We start from the raw sequence: 19427 nt of genomic DNA on the forward strand, positions 1-19427 counted from the left end.
AGGAGCGGGTTCGCCCGCCCCTGCCTGGCGGTATCAGCCCGCCTGCTTGGCGACCCACTTGGCGTACGCGTCGATAAACGCTTGCAGGAACGGCCGGGTTTTCTCCGACAACGCCCCCGACTCATCAAACACACTGCCCGCGCCGCCCAGGTAGGCCTCGGGTTGCTGCATGCACCACACATCGAGAAACACCAGGGATTGACGCAAATGATGGTTGGCGCCAAAACCGCCGATGGCACCGGGCGAGACGCTGATAATGGCGCCCGGCTTGGCGCTCCAGACACTTTGGCCATAGGGGCGCGAGCCCACATCAAGGGCGTTTTTCAACGCAGCCGGCACAGAGCGGTTGTATTCCGGCGTGACGAACAGCACCGCGTCGGCGGCCTTCACGTGCTGGCGAAACGGCGCATACGTTGCGGGGGCGCTCGCTCCGTCATGGTCTTCGTTGTAGAGCGGCAGGTCGCCGATCTCGACGATGTTCAACTGGAGGTTGGCCGGTGCCAGTTCGGCCAGGGCCAGCGCGACTTTGCGGTTGATCGACGCTTTTCTCAAGCTGCCCACCAGGACGGCAACGGTATAGACCTTGCTCATTGGGTTTCCCTGCGTTTGATTGAACAGCCTGTAGTTATAGAGCCTGCACCGCTCGATCACCAGCGGGCCGTCGCAACCGTGCTCGCTGCATGCCTGCCCGCAGTATTTTTTTGCGCCCCGGTAAACTACCGGGGTTTCAGACGGTCTACAGAACCGCAAATCGAGTGTTAATCCCCAGAGGTTCTAAAGAGATGGCAGCAGTACTTGTCGGACAGTTTCATGCCAGAGACGCAGAAGGCCGCGTTTATTCGGTGCATGAGTTCCAGGAATCCACCCCGCCCCTCGACGGCCTGACAGGCTCGACGCCTGCCACCACCTACAAGCTGGCGATCGGCGACCGTGTAGAAAAACTCGACGGCAATGAGTTCAAGCTGGTTCAGACAGGCACCATCATCGTGCGCGAACCCGAAACCGCCCACGCGTCATAACCCCTGCCTGCCCAGTCCTGGCCCTCCCGGCCGCGTGACTGGGCCCAGGTTGCGTGCAGGGCTTAAAGGTCGTGCATCTGGGTGAGTTCGATGCGGCGTTCACCGTCCATCTTCTTGACCTCGACCACCACCTTCCCCCGTTCGCCTGCCACCTGGTAAAGACCCAGCCTGAACCCCACCTTTTTGCCGTCAGCCCCCTGCGGCCAGCTGTAGTGATGGGAAATCTTGCGCACATCGACAGCGGACACCACACCGACCCGCTCGGTGACTTGCGGGTGCGTGCGAACAAACGCCTGAAACTGCACATTGGCAGGATTGCTCGCCAGGTAGCGGCTGGTAAAAAAATCAACGCCTGCCCAAAACACCAAGGCCCCGATAACGACGGCTGCTATCAGCAGGTACCTGCCTTTTCCGTGATCGAACGCAATCATGGCTCACTCCTTGCGCGCCTGTTGATACAACAGTAGTCGCACAACGCCATAACGCCAGGGCCAGTCACGGGCTGCGTATTTCAGTCATCTGGATCGCCTGCTCACCCTCCACGGCCTTGAGCGTGACGATCAACCGGCCCCGCTCGCCCTCGACCGAAAACATCGAACGCGTATAACCCGGCGTATCGCCCGCAGGCCCGTAACCGGGATAGGCCACCACCTGCCTGACCAACGCGATGTCGATCACCGCGCCCACCCGCTCGGTCACTTGCTCCTCTGAGCGGATAAAGGCTTCAAGCGCCTGGTTTTCCGGCGAGGGTTCGAGGGAACGGTCCAGCAGGTAACCGATTGCCCACCCCAGGATCACAATGACCAGGATGTGCTTGATCGATACCCCGAAAATTGTCGTGGGCATGGGTGTGAGGGACCTGACCTGTTTTTGTTGTAAGTGCCAGCGAGCCGGCAGTGGTCGTTCACGATCGAACGCGCCATTTTAATCAGGCCCTGGCGCAATGCCAGCGGTCATCTGTCGCCAGGACGCAGATAGCAAGGTGCTAGTCGCCGTAGGTGATGTCCACGTTATCGCCGACGCCGCCTGGCGTGCGGTCCTTGCCAAACGAGAACAGCTCGAAAGGCACCGCTGGCAGGGTCGACGGGTAGTGGTACTGGTAGGCAACGCCCCAAGGGTCGGTCAACAGCGTGTCTTGCACATACGGCCCCTTCCAGCGGCCTTCGCCCGCAGGCTGGCGCGTCAAGGCGGCCAGGCCTTCGTCATCGGTGGGGTAGCGGCCGGTGTCCTGATGGAACTGTTCGACCGCCTTGCCCAACTCGGCCACCTGGCGTTTGGCCGTGGCGATTTCCACCAGCGCCACATCACCGAACAGTCGTGGCCCCAGGGCCAGGGCAAGCACGCCGATGATGAGCAATACCACCAGCACTGCCCACCGCGTGAAGCCTCGGTGGGCACGCCAGCCGCCCCGTCTTGTGGTTTTACCGGACATCCTAAGGCTCCCCCCGTGGATCCTTGTTGATACGCGTTTTGTGTGACCCGTGTGTGGCAGCGCCCGCCAGGCTAACGGTAGCTGATCGCGCACGCCGTTTGCGCTGTTTTTTGCCCACCCTTGAATCCGCGGGGCACTGAACATAGACTCCGGCGATGCGTTTACGTCATATCGAAGTGATTCAGGCCATTTTGCAGACCGGACACCTCGGCACGGCCGCCGAATGGTTGCAACTGCCCGTGCCCGATGTGGACGCTACGCTCAAGGATGCCGAGCAGCAACTGGGTTTCATGCTCTTTGCCAGTGTGCGCGGGCGTTTGCAGGCCACCCGCGAAACCCTTGAGCTGCAAGGCCACATCGCCCAGCTCTATGAAGCGCTGGAACCGGTGCAGCGCCTGGCCAGCAGCCTGAAACACCATCACGCGCCACCGCTGCGCGTGTTGTGCACCCCGCCGCTAGCCAATCAGTTGCTGCCCCAGGCCATCGCGGCGCTGCGTCGGCGCTTTCAAGACACCCCCTGCAACCTCGCAAGCCAGCCCACCCGTGACATCGTCAAAAGCCTGCTGCTGCACGAGGCGCAACTGGGCCTGAGCCTGCACGACCCCGAACACCCGCAGATCGATTGCACGCCACTGGCCCAGGGCAAGCTGCAATTGCTGGCGCCCCACGGCTGGCTCAAGCCCAAGCAGAAATACATCGCCCTGCAGGACCTGGCCGGGCAGTCGATGATCGGCCTGGAGGGCCAGGACCCGTTGAGTCGACTGCTGGACAGCAAGCTGCAGGCGCTGCGCCCGCTGCCGGTGGTGCAGACGCGCGTGCAAACCTACCAAATGATGCGCAGCATGGTGGAGGCCGGAGAAGGCCTGGCGATTGTCGACCCCTTCACCGCTACCGGCGCACGCGAGGCCGGGTTGGACGCGTGCCCGCTGTCACCGCCGATCATGGTGACCCTGCACGTACTGACGCTCAAGGACAGCCCGACCTCGCCCGCCCTCAACGCCCTGCTGCACATCATCACCGAAAAGGCCGAACAGCTGCTTGCCGGGGCTACACCGCCTCCAAGTCAGCCTTGAACAAGCGATACCAGAAAATCGCGACTTCGCGGGTCTGCGGATCGATGCCGCGATAGCGCAGGTGATCGATCCCGCCCACCACATACCCGCAACGCTCATACAACCGACAGGCACCCAGGTTGTTGTTCTGGGTTTCGAGCATCATGCCGGGCAGGTTTTTCTTGCGGCTCCAGAACTGCGCCACGTCCAGCAACGCCTTGGCCACCCCAAAACGCCGGGCGGGCGCGGCGACGGCCAGTTCGTCGACATGGGCAAACCCGTTCCAGTTGGTGCTGACCACGATGTGCCCCACCGGCTGGTCATCCAGGTAGGCCATAAACACCACACTGTCGGGTGCATTGCGAAAACTGGCGAATTCTTCGGGGTCGATGCCATAGCATTTGCGGTACGGCACCACGGTTTCCACCGCCCATTGATCGACACGCTTGCCAATCTGCGGCACACCGTAGGCGCTCACCTCAAAGCTGAAGTCGCTGCCCCATACGTAAGCGTCAAATCCTTCATCGGCAACCCGGACACTGAGCCCGGGGTATTTCGGGTTCACCACAGCGTGCATAACCTTCCCTAACCCTTTATGCAATCGACGGTATAACAACGACCACTGCCGTCGTCTTCGTGTTGCAGTCCATGAACATCTGCGACAAATCCTGGAAAACTGCTGTCAAACGTCCTGGCAAACGCCAGGTAATCGATGATCGAGCGTGTCGACTCAGTAAACCGCTCACCTGGCATGATCAGCGGGATACCCGGCGGATACGGTACCAGCATCACCGCTGCAATGCGCCCCGCCAAGGCATCGATGGGCACGGCCTCGATATCGCCACGCACCAGTTGGTCGTAGGCATCGGCCGGTTTCATCGCCACTTCCGGCAGCACCGTGTACATGCGCTTGAGGTGCTTGGCCGTGGCATTGCTGCGGTAACAACCGTGCAACTGGTCACACAAGTCCTGCAAACCCAGGCCCTGGTAACGGGTCGGCCCCTGCTCGAATACCGAGGGCAGGCAACTGGCCAGGCTGACATTGGCGTCGTAGTTGCGCTTGAACTCCAGCAATTCGGTGAGCAGGGTACTCCACTTGCCCTTGGTGATGCCCATGGAAAACAGGACGAGGAACGAATACAACCCAGTCTTTTCCACCACCAGCCCGCGCTCCCACAAAAACTTGCTGACCACGGCTGCCGGAATACCGTGCTCGGCCAGGGCGCCACTGGCGTTCAGGCCGGGCATCACTAGCGTGACTTTGATCGGGTCCAGCAACACGTAGTCTTCGGCGACTTCGCCAAAGCCGTGCCAGTCGGCATCAGGTTGTAGCAGCCAGTCTGCCGTGGCCACGCGGTCGATGCCCTCCACCATCGGCGGCTGCCAGATGGAAAACCACCACTGCTCGGCGGCGATGTGCTGGCGCAGGTTGGCCAGCGCACGCCGGAAGCTCAGCGCCTCGTCAAACATCTCTTGCAACAGCGAGCGGCCAGCCGGGCCTTCCATCATGGCCGACGCCACGTCCAGCGAGGCGATGATGCTGTACTGCGGCGACGTGGAGATATGCATCATGAACGCTTCGTTGAAACGGTCGCGGTCCAATTGCTTCGCGCCACCGTCCTGCACGTGGATCATCGAGGCCTGGCTGAACGCCGCAAGCAACTTGTGCGTAGAGTGGGTGGTGAACACCAGCGGGCTGTCCGCACTGCGCGAGGTGCCCATGCCGTAGCGCCCGGCAAAGAACTCATGAAACGCCGCGTAGGCGTACCAGGCCTCATCGAAATGCAGCACCTCGACGCTGTTACCCAGTTGTTGCTTGATCAGCTCGGCGTTGTAGCACAGGCCGTCATAGGTGGAGTTGGTCACCACCGCCATCTTGACCTTGGCCGCACGGCCACGGGTCAGCGGGCTGGCGTCGATCTTGGCGCGGATCGACGCAGGGCTGAATTCGCTCAGCGGGATGGGGCCGATAATCCCCAGCTCGTTGCGCTCCGGGCACAGGTACAGCGGGATCGCGCCGGTCATGATGATCGAATGCAACACCGATTTGTGGCAGTTGCGGTCGACCAGCACCAGGTCATCGCGCGCCACCATGGAATGCCACACGATCTTGTTGGCGGTGGAGGTGCCGTTGATGACAAAAAACGTGTGGTCCGCGCCAAAATTGCGGGCCGCCCGCGCTTCGGCGTCGGCCAAGGGCCCGGTGTGATCGAGCAGCGAACCCAGCTCCGGCACCGACACGGAGAGGTCCGAGCGCAGGGTGTTTTCCCCGAAGAACTGATGAAAGGCTTGCCCCACCGGGCTTTTGCGATAGGCCACCCCGCCGCCATGACCGGGGGTGTGCCACGAATAGTTGGAGTCGGCGGTGTGCTGCACCAGCGCCTTGAAAAACGGCGGCAGCAGGCCATCGAGGTAGGCGCGGGCAGCGCGGGCCACTTGCCGGGCCAGAAACGGCACGGTGTCTTCGAACAGGTACAAAATGCCGCGCAACTGGTTGAGTTCGCTCATGGCATCCGCCGGGGCGTTTTCCAGGGTGACTTGCTCACCGAGGGCAAAGATCGGCAGGTTGGGCGCCCGTACCCGGGCCAGACGTATCAGCTCCACCATGTTTTGCAGCAGGTGGGTGTTTTCCCCGGCGCCCTCGGCGGCGATCAACATGCAGGCGAGGCCGTGATGGGTGGAGGCCACCAGGCGGCCTTCGGCGTAATCCACAGCGCAAAAAATACTGAAGCCTTCCTGTTCCAGCTCCCGGGCGATGCCTCGCACCCGGTCGCCAGCGACGGTGTCGGCCTTGATGTCGCGGTGCACGATAAGGACAGGGAACTTCAGGTCTTTATACATGGGCCGAACATCCTGAGGGCGATGTACTCAGGGTAGAAGCTCGGGCCCGATGTGGCGAATGAAGATAAGGACAGCGTCAGGAAAATTACTGGGACAGCTGCGACCACAGCGCCGGTGCACCCGCCGACTTGGCGATCGCCTCGAGGCGCCCGGCATGTTCGGCCAGGTCGTGCTCGCTGGCACGAATGATCGCGGTGGGCTTGCGGTCGGCCGGCAAGCGGCGGATTTCGGAGGGCCGGTTGCCCGAGCCTTCTGCGCCGCTACCGTCGGCACCGTTGCCTGCCAGCGAGAGGCTGGTCTGGCCACCGGTCATGGCCAGGTAGACGTCGGCCAGAATCTCGGAGTCGAGCAACGCGCCGTGCAGCTCACGGCCCGAGTTGTCGACACCGTAGCGTTTGCACAACGCATCGAGGCTGTTGCGCTGCCCCGGGTGACGCTCGCGCGCCATCATCAGGGTATCGAGGATCGAACAGTGACGGGAAAGGTCAGTGCGATCCGCGGCCCCCATCAGGGCGAATTCGTTGTTGATGAAGCCGACGTCAAACGCCGCGTTGTGGATGATCAGTTGTGCGCCGTTGATGAACTCGAAGAATTCGTCAGCCACTTCGGCGAAACGCGGCTTGCCCTTGAGGAACTCGTCGGTAATACCGTGGACGCCGATCGCGCCCTCGTCACTTTCACGGTCCGGTTGCAGGTACACGTGGAAGTGACGACCGGTGAGGCGCCGGCCCATCAACTCGACACAGCCGATCTCGATGATCCGGTGGCCGTCGGTCACCGGCATGCCGGTGGTTTCGGTATCGAGTACTACAGATCGGATGGCCATCAGGGTTCAGCTCTCAGCGGGTCGGTACACATCAAGGGGCGGGATATTAACACGGCGGCGGGCATCAGTTCTGCTTGTAGCCGCGCACTTCGTCCACGCCACGGTTGGCCAACTGGTCGGCCCGTTCGTTACCGTGATGGCCGATGTGCCCGCGCACCCACTTCCAGGTGATGTTGTGGCGGTTGCACTGCTCGTCGAGCAACTGCCACAGGTCGGCGTTTTTCACCGGTTCCTTGGCTGCGGTTTTCCAGCCGCGCTTCTTCCAGTTGACCATCCACTCGTTGATGCCCTTCATCACGTATTGAGAGTCGGTCACCAGCAACACGTCGCAGTGGCGCTTGAGTTCTTCAAGGCCACGGATAGCGCCCATCAGCTCCATGCGATTGTTGGTGGTGTTGGCTTCGCCGCCCCACAATTCCTTCTCCACGCCCTTGCACACCAGCAAGGCGCCCCAGCCGCCGGGGCCGGGGTTGCCCTTGCAGGCGCCATCGGTGAAGAGTTCTACGCTGTCTGTCATTTCACTGTCCTGGAACGGCCCGCCGACAAACGATCGGCACAGGCCCGAGGCCGGAAAACCCGACCTGCAATCAAAAAGGTATTTTTACGGTTTGCCCTGTTCGCGATTGACCTTGGCCAGCGGCATCGGCACCAGCTTGCCCATCGGTTCGCGCCGTACCTGGCGAACGGGCCGCAACCCCACCGCGATCTTGCGGGCCACCAGTAAATAGAAGCCACCGCCCGACAACTGCCAACTGCCTGCGCGGCGCTCCCAGCCCGCCAGGCGGCCCTGCCATTTGGTGGACGCAAGCGGCGGACGATAGCACCCGAAGCGGCGTTTCTCCAGCGCGAAGCCCAGCAGGTTCAACCAGTCGCTAACCCGCGACGGCGAGATACAGCGCGCCTGGCGCAAGCCGTCATGGGCAAAGAAATGCCGCAGGCCCCAACTGCTCCAGGGGTTGATGCCCACGATCAGCAAATGCCCGCCGGGGCGTACGCTGCTCGCCGCCTCACGCAGCAAACCGTGGGGCGACAGGCAAAAGTCCAGCCCGTGCTGCAACACCACCACATCGGCGGCGTGCTCGCTCAACGGCCAGGCCTGTTCTTCACAAACGATCTCGACCCCGGGCAACGGTGCGCCCAGGCGTACAGTGCGCTGCACCTGCGGCGCGACCGGCGGGGTTTGCGCCGACGGGCCGTAATGCACCAGGTAACCCCCAAAAAAACGGCCCAGCTCGTCTTCGAGCATGCGCCGTTCTTCTTCCAGCAAAAATTGCCCGACAGGCCCGGACAGCCATTCACGGGCTGCTCCGATCAAGGCCAGCCACTCGGGATCGGCCTGGGCGAACGCTTTATCAGTCATTGCATTCTCCAACTCGCCAAGACGCTCTAAGATGCACCAATGTGTTCAGCTTGGCGAATCGAAGAATGATACAGATCAGTGCCCTGCCCGCCTTCACCGATAACTACATCTGGTTGTTACAAGACCCACACACCCAACGCTGCGCCGTGGTCGACCCCGGCGACGCCGCGCCCGTGCTGGCCTGGCTTGAACAACACCCTGGCTGGACCCTCAGCGACATCCTCATCACCCATCATCACAATGATCACGTCGGCGGCGTCGAGCAACTTAAACGTGTTTGCGGGGCGACGGTCTACGGCCCGGCCCATGAAAAAATCCCGGCGCGGGACGTGGCCCTCGACGACAACGCACGCATCACCGTGCTCGGCTGGGCGTTCGAGGTACTTGCCGTGCCAGGCCATACCCTGGGCCATATTGCCTATTATCACGAGGGCGTGCTGTTTTGCGGCGACACCCTGTTTGCCGCCGGGTGCGGCCGCCTGTTCGAGGGCACGCCGCAACAAATGCACACCTCGCTCGAGCGCCTGGCAGCGTTGCCGGCCAGCACGCGGGTGTACTGCACGCACGAGTACACGCAAAGCAACCTCAGGTTTGCCCAGGCGGTAGAGCCGGACAATGCCGATATCGCCGAACGCGTAGAGAACGTCAGGAAACTACGGGAAAACGGTGAGATTACGCTGCCGTCGACCCTGGCGCTCGAAAAACGCACCAATCCCTTCCTGCGTACAGCCGAAACATCTGTTAAAGAAAAAGCAGACGAACGGAGCGGTCGCGATAACCACAGCGCAAGCGAGGTATTTGCTAGCTTGCGGTCCTGGAAAGATTCTTTCTAAGAAGAAGGATTTTGGTACGTAATTTCTGAATGGTTGACCGCAACCAAAGCGCTTTCTAGAATCGCCCGACATTTTTGCCCGGAACTTACTTCCAGCCAATGTCGTCATCTATTCGTAAATCCAACCATTCAGACGCATTGACCCGCCTGGCCCAAGCCGTGGCGGTGGCTGTGTCCGCCACCCTGGCGGGCTGCCAATCGACGAATTTCGCCGCACAATCCACCGTGCAACCCAAGCCGAACCTCACTGCCAAAATCAAGCAAAAACCGATCTGGCTCACCGAGAAGGCCAACCCCGATGTACCCCAGGATGTCTGGGAACGCATGCGCCGGGGCTTTCAATTGCAGGACGGGCTGGGCGTGAACCCGCGCATCGAGCAACAGCGGCTGTGGTTCGCCAGCAACCCTTCCTTTTTAGAGAACGCCGGAGAACGCGGCAGTCTCTACATGCATTACATCGTCGAACGTCTTGAAGAACGCAACATGCCCCTGGAACTGGCGCTGCTGCCAGTGATTGAAAGCGCCTACAACCCGATGGCCTATTCGCGCAGCGACGCGGTCGGGTTGTGGCAATTCATCCCTTCCACCGGGCGCTACTTCAACCTGCGCCAGACCCGCGCCTACGATGGCCGCCGTGACATCACGGCCTCCACCACCGCCGCCCTGGACTACCTGACCCGCCTGCATGACATGTTCAACGGCGACTGGCTGCTGGCCCTGGCGGCCTATAACGCCGGCGAAGGCACCGTCAGCCGGGCCATCGAGCGCAACGAAAAGCTCGGCCTGCCCACCGACTACTGGAACCTGCCGCTGCCCCAGGAAACCCGCGACTACGTGCCCAAGTTCCTGGCGCTGTCCCAGGTGGTGCTGGCCCCGGAAGCCTATGGCGTCAACCTGAACCCCATCGCCAACCAGCCGTATTTCGAAGTGGTTGAAGTCAAGCAGAGCATGGACCTGTCTCGCGTCGCGGCGCTGGCCGAGATCGACGAGGACGAACTGTTCCAGCTCAACCCGGCCCTGAAGCAACGCACCACCCTGGATGGCCCGCAGCACCTGCTGGTGCCGACCTCCAAGGCGCACTTGCTGGCCAGCAGCCTGCAGGCGATGAAACCTGAAGAACTGTTGAGCATGCGTCCCAAGAAGCCGGTGTTCGATGAGCCTGAACACCAGGCTGTCGCCGGGCGCAGCCGCAACTACAAGGTCAGGAACGGCGACAACCTGACGCTGATCGCCAAGGCCAACAAGGTCGATGTCCATGACCTGCAACGCTGGAACAAGCTCAATGGCCAGGCCTTGAAGGTGGGCCAGACCCTGGTGATGCAGGACACGCGCAAGCTGGTGGCCAAGGCCGACAGCAAAAAGCCGATGCAGTACAAGGTCAAGAAAGGCGACTCGCTGTACATCGTCGCCAAGCGCTTCAACGTCGAGATGCAACATCTCAAGCGCTGGAACCCGCGCACTGGCCAGGCCCTCAAGCCCGGGCAAATGCTGGTGGTGTCCGGGCCGCGCTGAACCGGCCCCTCACCGCACAACGCTAGCCGACACGTGATGGCGGCAGGCCAGTCAAGCTGAACAGCGACTGATCTGCCGCCGCCACCGCCAAACCAGCGCCCCCATCGAATCACCGCCCTTCAACAGCCTTTTTCCAGCCGGAACAAGCTGTTACTGTACCGACCACAAAGCCCAAGCCGCCTGGATCGGATTCCTGACTTGAAGCGTCCCCTCCTTCTACTAATAAGTCTGGCCTTGAGCTTTTGCGCGAACGCGACCATCACCGAGAGCCACGGTTATGCGCAGTTCGGCACGCTCAAGTACCCGGCCAAATTCACCCACTTCGACTGGGTAAACCCTGCAGCGCCAAAAGGCGGCACCTTGCGGGTGATGGCCTTTGGCACGTTCGATACGCTCAACCCTTACACCTTCAAGGGTTCAAGCCCGGTCTCCACTGCCAACTTCCTGCAATACGGGGTCAACGAGCTCAACGAGCCGCTGATGGTGGGCACCGGCCAATACGCGCCCTCCGGCGACGAACCCACCTCAAGCTACGGCCTGATCGCCCAATCGGTGGAATACAGCGAAGACCGCAGCTGGGTAGTGTTCAACCTGCGCCCCGAAGCGCGCTTTCATGATGGCAAGCCGATCACCGCCTATGACGTGGCGTTTTCCTATCGCACCCTGCTCACCGAAGGCCACCCCCAATACCGCACCAGCTTGCAGGAAGTGGCCCGGGTCGACGTGCTCAACCGCCATCGCATCCGCTTTGTGTTCAAACGCGCGGGCAACCCGCTGCTCATCCTGCGCCTGGGCGAACTGCCGGTACTGCCCCAACACTATTGGAAAAACCGCGATTTCAAGGCCACCACCTTTGAGCCGCCCTTGGGCAGCGGGCCCTATCGCATCAGCAAGGTCACGCCCGGGCGGCAACTGGTGTTTGAACGGGTCAAGGATTACTGGGGCAAAGACCTGCCGGTCAACCGCGGCTTTTATAACTACGACAAGGTCGAAGTGGAGTTCTACCGCGACAGCGACGTGGCCTTTGAAGCCTTCAAGGCGGGCGAATTCGACATTTATATCGAGCACCAGGCCAAGAACTGGGCCAACAACTACACCTTCCCGGCGGTCAATCGTGGCGAAGTGATCAAGGCGCAGATCGCCCACCAGATCCCCACGCAAAGCCAAGGCCTGTTCATGAACACCCGGCGCCCGGCCTTCAGCCAGGCCAAGGTGCGCGAGGCGTTGGGGCTGATGTTCGACTTTGAATGGACCAACCGCACGCTGTTCAGCAGCTCTTACAAACGCAGCCTCAGCTATTACCCCAACAGCGAATTCTCCGCCACCGGCGTGCCCGTGGGGCATGAATGGCTGATGCTTTCGCCGTACCGCGACCAACTGTCGCCCAGGCTGTTCACCCAACCATTCAGCCTGCCGCAGACCGACGGGCGTGGCATCCCCCGCGACACCCTGCGCCAAGCCCTGGCCCTGCTCGCCGAGGCCGGCTGGAAACTCTCCGGCCAGCGCCTGCTCAACAGTGACGGCCAGCCGTTGCGTGTGGAGATTCTGCTGGTTAACCCGAACCTTGAGCGCATCCTGCAACCTTATGTCGAAAATCTGCTGAGCATCGGCGTGGACGCGCGCTTGCGCACCGTGGACAGGGCACAGTACAAACAACGCCTCGATCAATTCGACTTCGACATGATTCTGATGACCCTCAACCAGACCCTGAGCCCCGGTCTTGAGCAGTGGCAGTACTTTCACTCCAGCCAGGCGGCCATCAAGGGCAGCAAGAATTATGCGGGCATCGCCAACCCGGTGGTCGACCGTCTGCTGGAGCAACTGCTGGCCGCGCAAACCCGCGAAGAACAACTGGCTGCCGGCCGCGCCCTCGACCGGGTCCTGCTCTGGCAGCACTACAGTATTCCCAACTGGTATCTCAACTATCATCGCCTGGCGTACCGCAACCGGTTCGCCTTTGTCACCACGCCGCCCTACAGCCTGGGCCTGAGCGCGTGGTGGCTGAAAGCTTCGGAGAAAGCCCAATGATGCCTTTGCGTACTGCGATACTCGGCAGCCTGCTGTTTTGCGCCGCGATCCAGGCGGCGCCGCAACATGCCCTGACCCTGTACAACGAACCGCCCAAGTACCCCGCCAACTTCAAGCATGTCGACTACGTGAACCCCGACGCGCCCAAGGGCGGCACGTTTCGCGAGTCGAGCATCGCAGGTTTCGACAGCCTCAACCCGTTCATCAGCAAAGGCGTGCCCGCCGACAATATCGGGCTGATCTACGACACGCTCATGACCCAGAGCATGGACGAGCCGTTCACCGAGTACGGCCTGGTGGCCGGCAAGATCGAAAAAGCCCCGGACAACAGCTGGGTGCGCTTCTACCTGCGCCCCGAAGCACGCTTCCATGACGGCCACCCGATCCGCGCCGAAGACGTGGTGTTCACGTTCGACACCCTGACCAAGGTCGGCACCCCGCTCTACCGCACCTACTACGCCGATGTCGACGAAGTGGTCGCCGAAGACCCGTTGCGCGTGCTGTTCAAGTTCAAACGCACCAACAACCGCGAACTGCCGCTGATCCTGGGCCAACTGCCGGTGCTGCCCAAGCACTGGTGGGCCACCCGCGATTTCAGCAAGGGCAACCTGGAAATACCGTTGGGCAGCGGCCCGTACCAGGTGGCCGACGTCAAGGCCGGGCGCTCGGTGCGCTATGAGCGGGTCAAGGATTACTGGGGCAAAGACCTGCCGATCAACAAGGGCCTGTACAACTTCGACTACCGCGTGACCGACTATTACCGCGACAGCACCGTCGCCCTTGAGGCGCTCAAGGCCGGGCAGTTCGACTACTGGCAGGAAATCAGCGCCAAAAACTGGGCCAACGCCTACAACGTCCCAGCCGTGACCCAGGGCCGCTTGATCAAGGAACAGATCCCCAACGGCAACCCCACCGGCATGCAAGGGTTTGTGTTCAACATCCGCAAGCCCATGTTCCAGGACGTACGCGTGCGCAAGGCCATCAGCCTGCTGCTTGACTTTGAGTGGAGCAACAAGCAGCTGTTCAACGGCGCCTACACCCGTAGCCGCAGTTACTTTGAAAACTCGGAAATGGCCGCCACCGGCCTGCCCAGCCCCGATGAACGGGCGATTCTTGAACCGCTGCGCGAGAAAATCCCGCCCCAGGTCTTCACCGAAGCCTTCGAGCCGGCCAAAACCGACGGCAGCGGCATGATCCGCACCCAGCAGCGCGAGGCTTACCAATTGCTGCAGGAAGCCGGCTGGAAAATCGTCGACGACAAGATGGTCGACACCACCGGCAAACCGGTGACCATCGAGTTCTTGCTGGCGCAGACCGAGTTCGAGCGCATCCTGTTGCCGTTCAAGCGCAACCTGGCAGACCTGGGGATCGACCTGGTGATTCGCCGCGTCGACGTTTCGCAATTCATCACCCGCGTGCGCTCGCGAGACTTTGACATGATCGTCGGCAGCTTTCCGCAATCCTCCTCGCCGGGCAACGAACAGCGCGAGTTCTGGAAGTCCAGCAGCGCCGACAAGCCCGGCAGCCGCAATTACATCGGCCTCAAAGACCCGGCCATCGACCAGCTGGTAGAAGCGCTGATCGACTCAGGCTCGCGCGACAGCCTCATCGCCCATGCGCGGGCGCTGGATCGGGTGCTGCAATTTGGCTACTACGTGATCCCCAATTGGCACATCAAGACGTTCCGCGTGGCGTACTGGAATCACCTCGGCCATCCAGCGATTTCACCGCTGTATGACGTGGGCACCGCCACCTGGTGGAGCAAACCCGATGTGACCCCGGCGGTCACCGTCGATACCTCTCACAGCGCCGATCCGGCCAATGGAGGCGACTGAGATGCTGGCCTATATTTTTCGCCGCCTGCTGCTGATCATCCCCACCCTGTTCGGCATTTTGCTGATCAACTTCGTGATCATCCAGGCCGCGCCCGGCGGCCCCGTCGAACAGATGATCGCCAAGCTCGAGGGCTTTGAGGGCGCCACCAGCCGCATCGCGGGCGGCGGCGCCGAAGTCTCGGTGGCGGGCTCCAACTACCGTGGCGCGCAAGGCCTGGACCCGACACTGATCAAGGAAATCGAAAAAATGTACGGCTTCGACAAGTCGGCGCCGGAACGGCTGTGGATCATGGTCAAGAACTACGCCCGGCTCGACTTTGGCGACAGTTTTTTCCGCGACGCCAAGGTCATCGACCTGATCAAGGAAAAGATGCCGGTGTCCATTTCCCTCGGACTGTGGAGCACGCTGATCATGTACCTGGTGTCGATCCCGCTCGGCATCGCCAAGGCCACGCGGCATGGCAGCCATTTTGACGTGTGGACCAGCTCGGCCATCATCGTCGGCTATGCCATCCCTGCGTTCCTGTTCGCCATCCTGTTGATCGTCGTGTTCGCGGGCGGCAGCTACCTGGACTGGTTCCCGCTGCGCGGGCTCACCTCCAACAACTTTGACGAACTGAGTGCGGGCGGCAAGGTCCTCGATTACTTCTGGCACCTGGCCCTGCCGATTACCGCGCTGGTGATCGGCAACTTCGCCACCATGACCCTGCTCACCAAAAACAGCTTCCTGGACGAGATCAACAAGCAATACGTGGTCACCGCCAAGGCCAAGGGCCTCACCAATAACCGCGTGCTGTACGGCCATGTGTTTCGCAACGCCATGCTGTTGGTCATCGCCGGTTTCCCGTCGGCCTTCATCGGCATTTTCTTCACCGGCTCGCTGCTGGTCGAAGTGATCTTCTCCCTCGACGGCCTGGGCCTGATGAGCTTTGAAGCCGCTATAAACCGCGATTATCCAGTGGTGTTCGGCACGCTGTTCATCTTTACCCTGCTGGGCTTGGTGGTAAAACTGATCGGCGACCTTACTTACACCCTGGTCGATCCGCGTATCGACTTCGGCAGCCGGGAGCATTGAGATGAACCTGTCCCCCCTCAATCGTCGCCGGTTTGAACGTTTCAAGGCCAACAAGCGTGGCTGGTGGTCGCTGTGGCTGTTCCTGGTGCTGTTTGTGCTGAGCCTGGGCGCCGAGCTGATCGCCAACGACAAACCGCTGGCCGTGCACTACGACGGCGGCTGGTATTTCCCGGCGCTCAAGCGCTACCCCGAAACCACCTTTGGCGGTGAATTCCCGCTGGAAGCCAACTACAAGAGCCCCTACATCCAGGAACTGCTCAAGGCCAAGGACGCCTGGACACTGTGGGCGCCGATCCCGTTCAGCTACCAGAGCATCAACTACGACTTGAAAGTGCCCGCTCCCGCCCCGCCCTCGCGGGACAACCTGCTGGGCACCGATGACCAGGGCCGCGACGTGCTCGCCCGGGTAATCTACGGCTTTCGCGTGTCGGTGTTGTTCGCCCTGACCCTGACCGTGCTCAGCTCGATCATCGGCGTCATCGCCGGGGCCTTGCAGGGTTTCTACGGCGGCTGGGTGGACCTGGCCGGCCAGCGTTTCCTGGAGATCTGGTCCGGCCTGCCGGTGCTCTACCTGTTGATCATCCTGGCCAGCTTCGTGCAACCCAACTTCTGGTGGCTGCTGGGCATCATGCTGCTGTTTTCGTGGATGAGCCTGGTAGACGTGGTGCGCGCCGAGTTCCTGCGCGGGCGCAACCTGGAATACGTGCGCGCCGCCCGCGCACTGGGCATGCAGAACGGCGCGATCATGTTCCGCCACATCCTGCCTAACGCGATGGTGTCCACCATGACCTTCATGCCGTTCATCCTGACCGGCGCCATCGGCACCCTCACCGCCCTGGACTTCCTGGGCTTTGGCCTGCCCGCAGGCTCGCCCTCCCTGGGGGAACTGGTGGCCCAGGGCAAATCCAACCTGCAAGCACCGTGGCTGGGCATCAGCGCCTTTGCGGTGCTGGCGATCATGTTGAGTTTGCTGGTGTTTATCGGCGAGTCCGCTCGCGACGCCTTCGACCCGAGGAAATGAGATGAATCAGGACAATCTGATCGAAGTCCGCGACCTCAGCGTCGAGTTCGTCACCGGCACCCACCACCAACGCGTGGTGGAACACATCAGCTTTGACATCAAGCGCGGCGAAACCCTGGCGCTGGTGGGCGAAAGCGGCTCGGGCAAATCCGTGACCGCGCATTCGATCCTGCGCCTGCTGCCCTACCCGCTGGCGCGCCACCCCACGGGCACCATCGAGTACGCCGGGCAGGACCTGCTCACGCAAAAAGAGAAAACCATCCGCCACATTCGTGGCAACCGGATTGCGATGATTTTCCAGGAGCCAATGACCTCGCTGAACCCGCTGCACTCCATCGAGAAGCAGATCAACGAGGTCCTGGGCCTGCACAAGGGCCTGACCGGCAAAGTGGCCACCCGGCGCACACTCGAACTGCTGGAACTGGTGGGCATCCCCGAACCGCACAAGCGGCTCAAGGCCCTGCCCCACGAACTGTCCGGCGGCCAGCGCCAGCGGGTGATGATCGCCATGGCCCTGGCCAACGAGCCGGAACTGTTGATCGCTGACGAGCCGACCACCGCCCTCGACGTAACGGTGCAACTGAAAATCCTCGAACTGCTCAAATCGCTACAAGCCCGCCTGGGCATGGCCTTGCTGCTGATCAGCCACGACCTGAACCTGGTGAGGCGCATCGCCCACCGGGTGTGCGTGATGCAAAAAGGCCGCATCGTCGAACAGGCCGACTGCGAAACACTGTTCCAGGCGCCGCAGCATCCCTATACCCAGGAATTGCTGGCCGCCGAGCCCAGCGGATTGCCGGCCACCAACCTCATCGGCCCGCCGTTGCTGGAAGTCGATAACCTGAAAGTCTGGTTTCCCATCAAAAAAGGTGTGTTGCGCCGCACCGTCGATTACGTCAAGGCGGTGGACGGCATCCACTTCAGCCTGCCGCAAGGCCAGACACTGGGCATCGTCGGCGAAAGCGGCTCGGGCAAATCCACCCTCGGCCTGGCGATTTTGCGGTTGATCGCTAGCAAAGGCGGCATCCGTTTCGAAGGCCAGCCCCTGGACCGACTGAGCCAACAACAGGTGCGCCCCCTGCGCCGGGAAATGCAGGTAGTGTTCCAGGACCCGTTCGGCAGCCTGAGCCCGCGCATGTGCGTCAGCGAAATCGTCGGCGAAGGCCTGCGCATTCACAAGATCGGCACCGCCGCCGAACAGGAAGCGGCCATCATCGCCGCGCTGGAAGAAGTGGGCCTGGACCCGCAAAGCCGCCACCGTTACCCCCACGAGTTCTCCGGCGGGCAACGCCAGCGCATCGCCATCGCCCGCGCCCTGGTACTCAAGCCCCGCCTGATCCTGCTGGACGAACCCACCTCGGCCCTGGACCGCACGGTGCAGCGCCAGGTGGTGGAATTGCTGCGCAACCTGCAGGCCAAGTACAACCTGACCTACCTGTTCATCAGCCACGACCTGGCGGTGGTCAAGGCCTTGAGCCACCAACTGATGGTGGTCAAGCACGGGCAAGTGGTGGAACAAGGCGAGGCCCAGGCGATTTTCGCCAACCCGCAACATGCCTACACCCGGCAGCTGCTGGAGGCGGCGTTCCTGGTGCCCTGCCCGAAAACCGCCTGATCCGGTGTTGGGGGAGCCCACTCCCCCAAGCGGCCTGGATCAAAAATCCGTCGAGGCCGACAACGTGCGCCAGGCCTGTGTTTCTGCCTGCACATGGGCAAGCTTGGCATCGATCACCCGCAAGGTGTCGGTGCCCAATGCCAGGCGCAGCGGTGCGTCCGGCGCCTCCACCAGTTTGAGCATGGCCACCGCCAGCTTGTACGGGTCGCCGGGCTGCTGCTGGTTGTAGACCTTGGCCAACTTGCGCACCTCGCCCGCCGTGGCCGCGTAATCCTCGATGCTGGCCGGTGATTCCACCAGGGAGTTGCTGTCCAGGAAATCGGTACGGAAATAGCCCGGCTCCACCACCGTCACCTTGATGCCCAACGGAGCCAGCTCCGTGTGCAAGGCTTCACTCAAGCCCTCGACGGCAAACTTGGTGGAGCAATACACGCCATACCCCGACGCCGACTGAAACCCGCCCACCGACGAAATGTTGATGACGTGCCCGCTGCGTGCCTTGCGCATAAATGGCAACACACCGCGCGTCACGTTAAGCAGGCCGAACACGTTGGTTTCGTACAACCGGCGCGTCTCCTCGGCAGACGCCTCCTCCACCGCCCCCAGCAAGCCGAAACCGGCATTGTTGACCAACACGTCGATGCGCCCGAACTGCGCCACGGCCGCCTCGGCCACCGCTGCGGCCTGGGCTTCGTCGGTCACGTCCAACTGCGCCGCCAACAGCCCTGGCTGAGCGCCGAACCGGTCGGTCACGGCCTGTACATGACGGGCGGTGGCGACCACTGCGTCACCTTGGGCCAGCGCAGCAGCGACGATTTTGGCGCCGATACCACGGGATGCACCGGTAACCAGCCAGACACGTTTAAAAGAACTCATGTTGCGTACCTCGGTGAATGAATGTGAGGCCACGATACGCGCTGGCATTAACACGAAAAATGGCCTCATACTGCACGCACTATAAAATTCAATTTCATAATGA

19 protein-coding genes are annotated in these 19427 nt (G+C 61.8%); 9 read left to right on the top strand and 10 right to left on the bottom strand.

Features of this window, described 5'->3' with window-relative positions:
* Nucleotides 1-33 precede the first annotated feature (33 nt).
* Nucleotides 34-591 (bottom strand): NADPH-dependent FMN reductase, encoded by a 558-nt coding sequence (locus tag ACW9H9_RS06480; protein WP_457342330.1) that lies wholly within the window; start codon nt 589-591, stop codon nt 34-36.
* Nucleotides 592-782: 191 nt separating this feature from the next.
* Here ACW9H9_RS06480 and ACW9H9_RS06485 point away from each other — a divergent pair, with 191 nt between their 5' ends.
* The gene (locus tag ACW9H9_RS06485) at nt 783-1019 is read left to right on the top strand and encodes a hypothetical protein (protein WP_457342331.1); all 237 of its coding nucleotides are present in this window, start codon (nt 783-785) and stop codon (nt 1017-1019) included.
* A 62-nt stretch (nt 1020-1081) separates the two neighbouring features.
* Here ACW9H9_RS06485 and ACW9H9_RS06490 read toward each other — a convergent pair whose 3' ends face one another.
* The 3 genes from ACW9H9_RS06490 to gspG form a co-directional block, all read right to left on the bottom strand.
* Nucleotides 1082-1450, bottom strand: a complete 369-nt coding sequence (locus tag ACW9H9_RS06490) for a hypothetical protein (RefSeq protein ID WP_457342332.1) — start codon at nt 1448-1450, stop codon at nt 1082-1084.
* Nucleotides 1451-1514: 64 nt separating this feature from the next.
* A complete protein-coding gene (locus ACW9H9_RS06495) occupies nt 1515-1865 on the bottom strand; it encodes a hypothetical protein (protein WP_457342333.1) in 351 nt (116 codons plus the stop codon).
* Nucleotides 1866-2004: 139 nt separating this feature from the next.
* The gene (gene gspG / locus ACW9H9_RS06500) at nt 2005-2451 is read right to left on the bottom strand and encodes a type II secretion system major pseudopilin GspG (protein ID WP_457342334.1); all 447 of its coding nucleotides are present in this window, start codon (nt 2449-2451) and stop codon (nt 2005-2007) included.
* 155 nt (nt 2452-2606) lie between these two features.
* On the opposite strand from gspG, the gene ACW9H9_RS06505 reads away from it, so the two are divergent.
* Nucleotides 2607-3524 (top strand): LysR substrate-binding domain-containing protein, encoded by a 918-nt coding sequence (locus ACW9H9_RS06505; protein WP_457342335.1) that lies wholly within the window; start codon nt 2607-2609, stop codon nt 3522-3524.
* Here ACW9H9_RS06505 and ACW9H9_RS06510 read toward each other — a convergent pair.
* From ACW9H9_RS06510 to ACW9H9_RS06530, 5 genes are all read right to left on the bottom strand, one after another.
* Entirely contained in the window at nt 3499-4080 is a 582-nt protein-coding gene (locus ACW9H9_RS06510; RefSeq protein WP_457342336.1) for a GNAT family N-acetyltransferase, read from the bottom strand. The genes ACW9H9_RS06505 and ACW9H9_RS06510 overlap by 26 nt on opposite strands.
* A gap of 8 nt (nt 4081-4088) precedes the next feature.
* Entirely contained in the window at nt 4089-6344 is a 2256-nt protein-coding gene (locus tag ACW9H9_RS06515) for an Orn/Lys/Arg family decarboxylase (RefSeq protein ID WP_457342337.1), read from the bottom strand.
* A gap of 85 nt (nt 6345-6429) precedes the next feature.
* Nucleotides 6430-7164 (bottom strand): DNA polymerase III subunit epsilon, encoded by a 735-nt coding sequence (dnaQ, locus tag ACW9H9_RS06520; RefSeq protein ID WP_457342436.1) that lies wholly within the window; start codon nt 7162-7164, stop codon nt 6430-6432.
* Between the two features lie 70 nt (nt 7165-7234).
* Nucleotides 7235-7687 (bottom strand): ribonuclease HI, encoded by a 453-nt coding sequence (gene rnhA / locus ACW9H9_RS06525; protein WP_457342338.1) that lies wholly within the window; start codon nt 7685-7687, stop codon nt 7235-7237.
* 84 nt (nt 7688-7771) lie between these two features.
* Nucleotides 7772-8530: a class I SAM-dependent methyltransferase gene (locus ACW9H9_RS06530; RefSeq protein WP_457342339.1), complete on the bottom strand. Its 759-nt coding sequence runs from the start codon at nt 8528-8530 to the stop codon at nt 7772-7774.
* A 65-nt stretch (nt 8531-8595) separates the two neighbouring features.
* On the opposite strand from ACW9H9_RS06530, the gene gloB reads away from it, so the two are divergent.
* The 7 genes from gloB to ACW9H9_RS06565 all read left to right on the top strand — a co-directional run bounded on the left by gloB (nt 8596) and on the right by ACW9H9_RS06565 (nt 18448).
* The gene (gene gloB / locus ACW9H9_RS06535) at nt 8596-9363 is read left to right on the top strand and encodes a hydroxyacylglutathione hydrolase (protein ID WP_457342340.1); all 768 of its coding nucleotides are present in this window, start codon (nt 8596-8598) and stop codon (nt 9361-9363) included.
* 98 nt (nt 9364-9461) lie between these two features.
* On the top strand, nt 9462-10874 hold the full coding sequence (locus tag ACW9H9_RS06540; RefSeq protein WP_457342341.1) for a transglycosylase SLT domain-containing protein: 1413 nt from the start codon (nt 9462-9464) through the stop codon (nt 10872-10874).
* A gap of 198 nt (nt 10875-11072) precedes the next feature.
* Nucleotides 11073-12902, top strand: coding sequence for an extracellular solute-binding protein (locus ACW9H9_RS06545; protein WP_457342342.1), 1830 nt, complete (start codon nt 11073-11075; stop codon nt 12900-12902).
* The gene (locus ACW9H9_RS06550; RefSeq protein WP_457342343.1) at nt 12899-14737 is read left to right on the top strand and encodes an extracellular solute-binding protein; all 1839 of its coding nucleotides are present in this window, start codon (nt 12899-12901) and stop codon (nt 14735-14737) included. The genes ACW9H9_RS06545 and ACW9H9_RS06550 overlap by 4 nt, the downstream gene beginning before the upstream one ends.
* A 1-nt stretch (nt 14738) precedes the next feature.
* Nucleotides 14739-15812 (top strand): microcin C ABC transporter permease YejB, encoded by a 1074-nt coding sequence (locus ACW9H9_RS06555; RefSeq protein WP_457342344.1) that lies wholly within the window; start codon nt 14739-14741, stop codon nt 15810-15812.
* 1 nt (nt 15813) lies between these two features.
* The gene (locus ACW9H9_RS06560; protein WP_457342345.1) at nt 15814-16833 is read left to right on the top strand and encodes an ABC transporter permease; all 1020 of its coding nucleotides are present in this window, start codon (nt 15814-15816) and stop codon (nt 16831-16833) included.
* A gap of 1 nt (nt 16834) precedes the next feature.
* The gene (locus ACW9H9_RS06565) at nt 16835-18448 is read left to right on the top strand and encodes an ABC transporter ATP-binding protein (RefSeq protein WP_457342346.1); all 1614 of its coding nucleotides are present in this window, start codon (nt 16835-16837) and stop codon (nt 18446-18448) included.
* 39 nt (nt 18449-18487) lie between these two features.
* Here the strand turns inward: ACW9H9_RS06565 and ACW9H9_RS06570 are convergent, their stop codons facing one another.
* Nucleotides 18488-19324: an oxidoreductase gene (locus ACW9H9_RS06570; protein ID WP_457342347.1), complete on the bottom strand. Its 837-nt coding sequence runs from the start codon at nt 19322-19324 to the stop codon at nt 18488-18490.
* Between the last annotated feature and the right edge of the window lie 103 nt (nt 19325-19427).

The sequence above is a fragment of the Pseudomonas sp. SDO5215_S409 genome, from assembly GCF_054071325.1.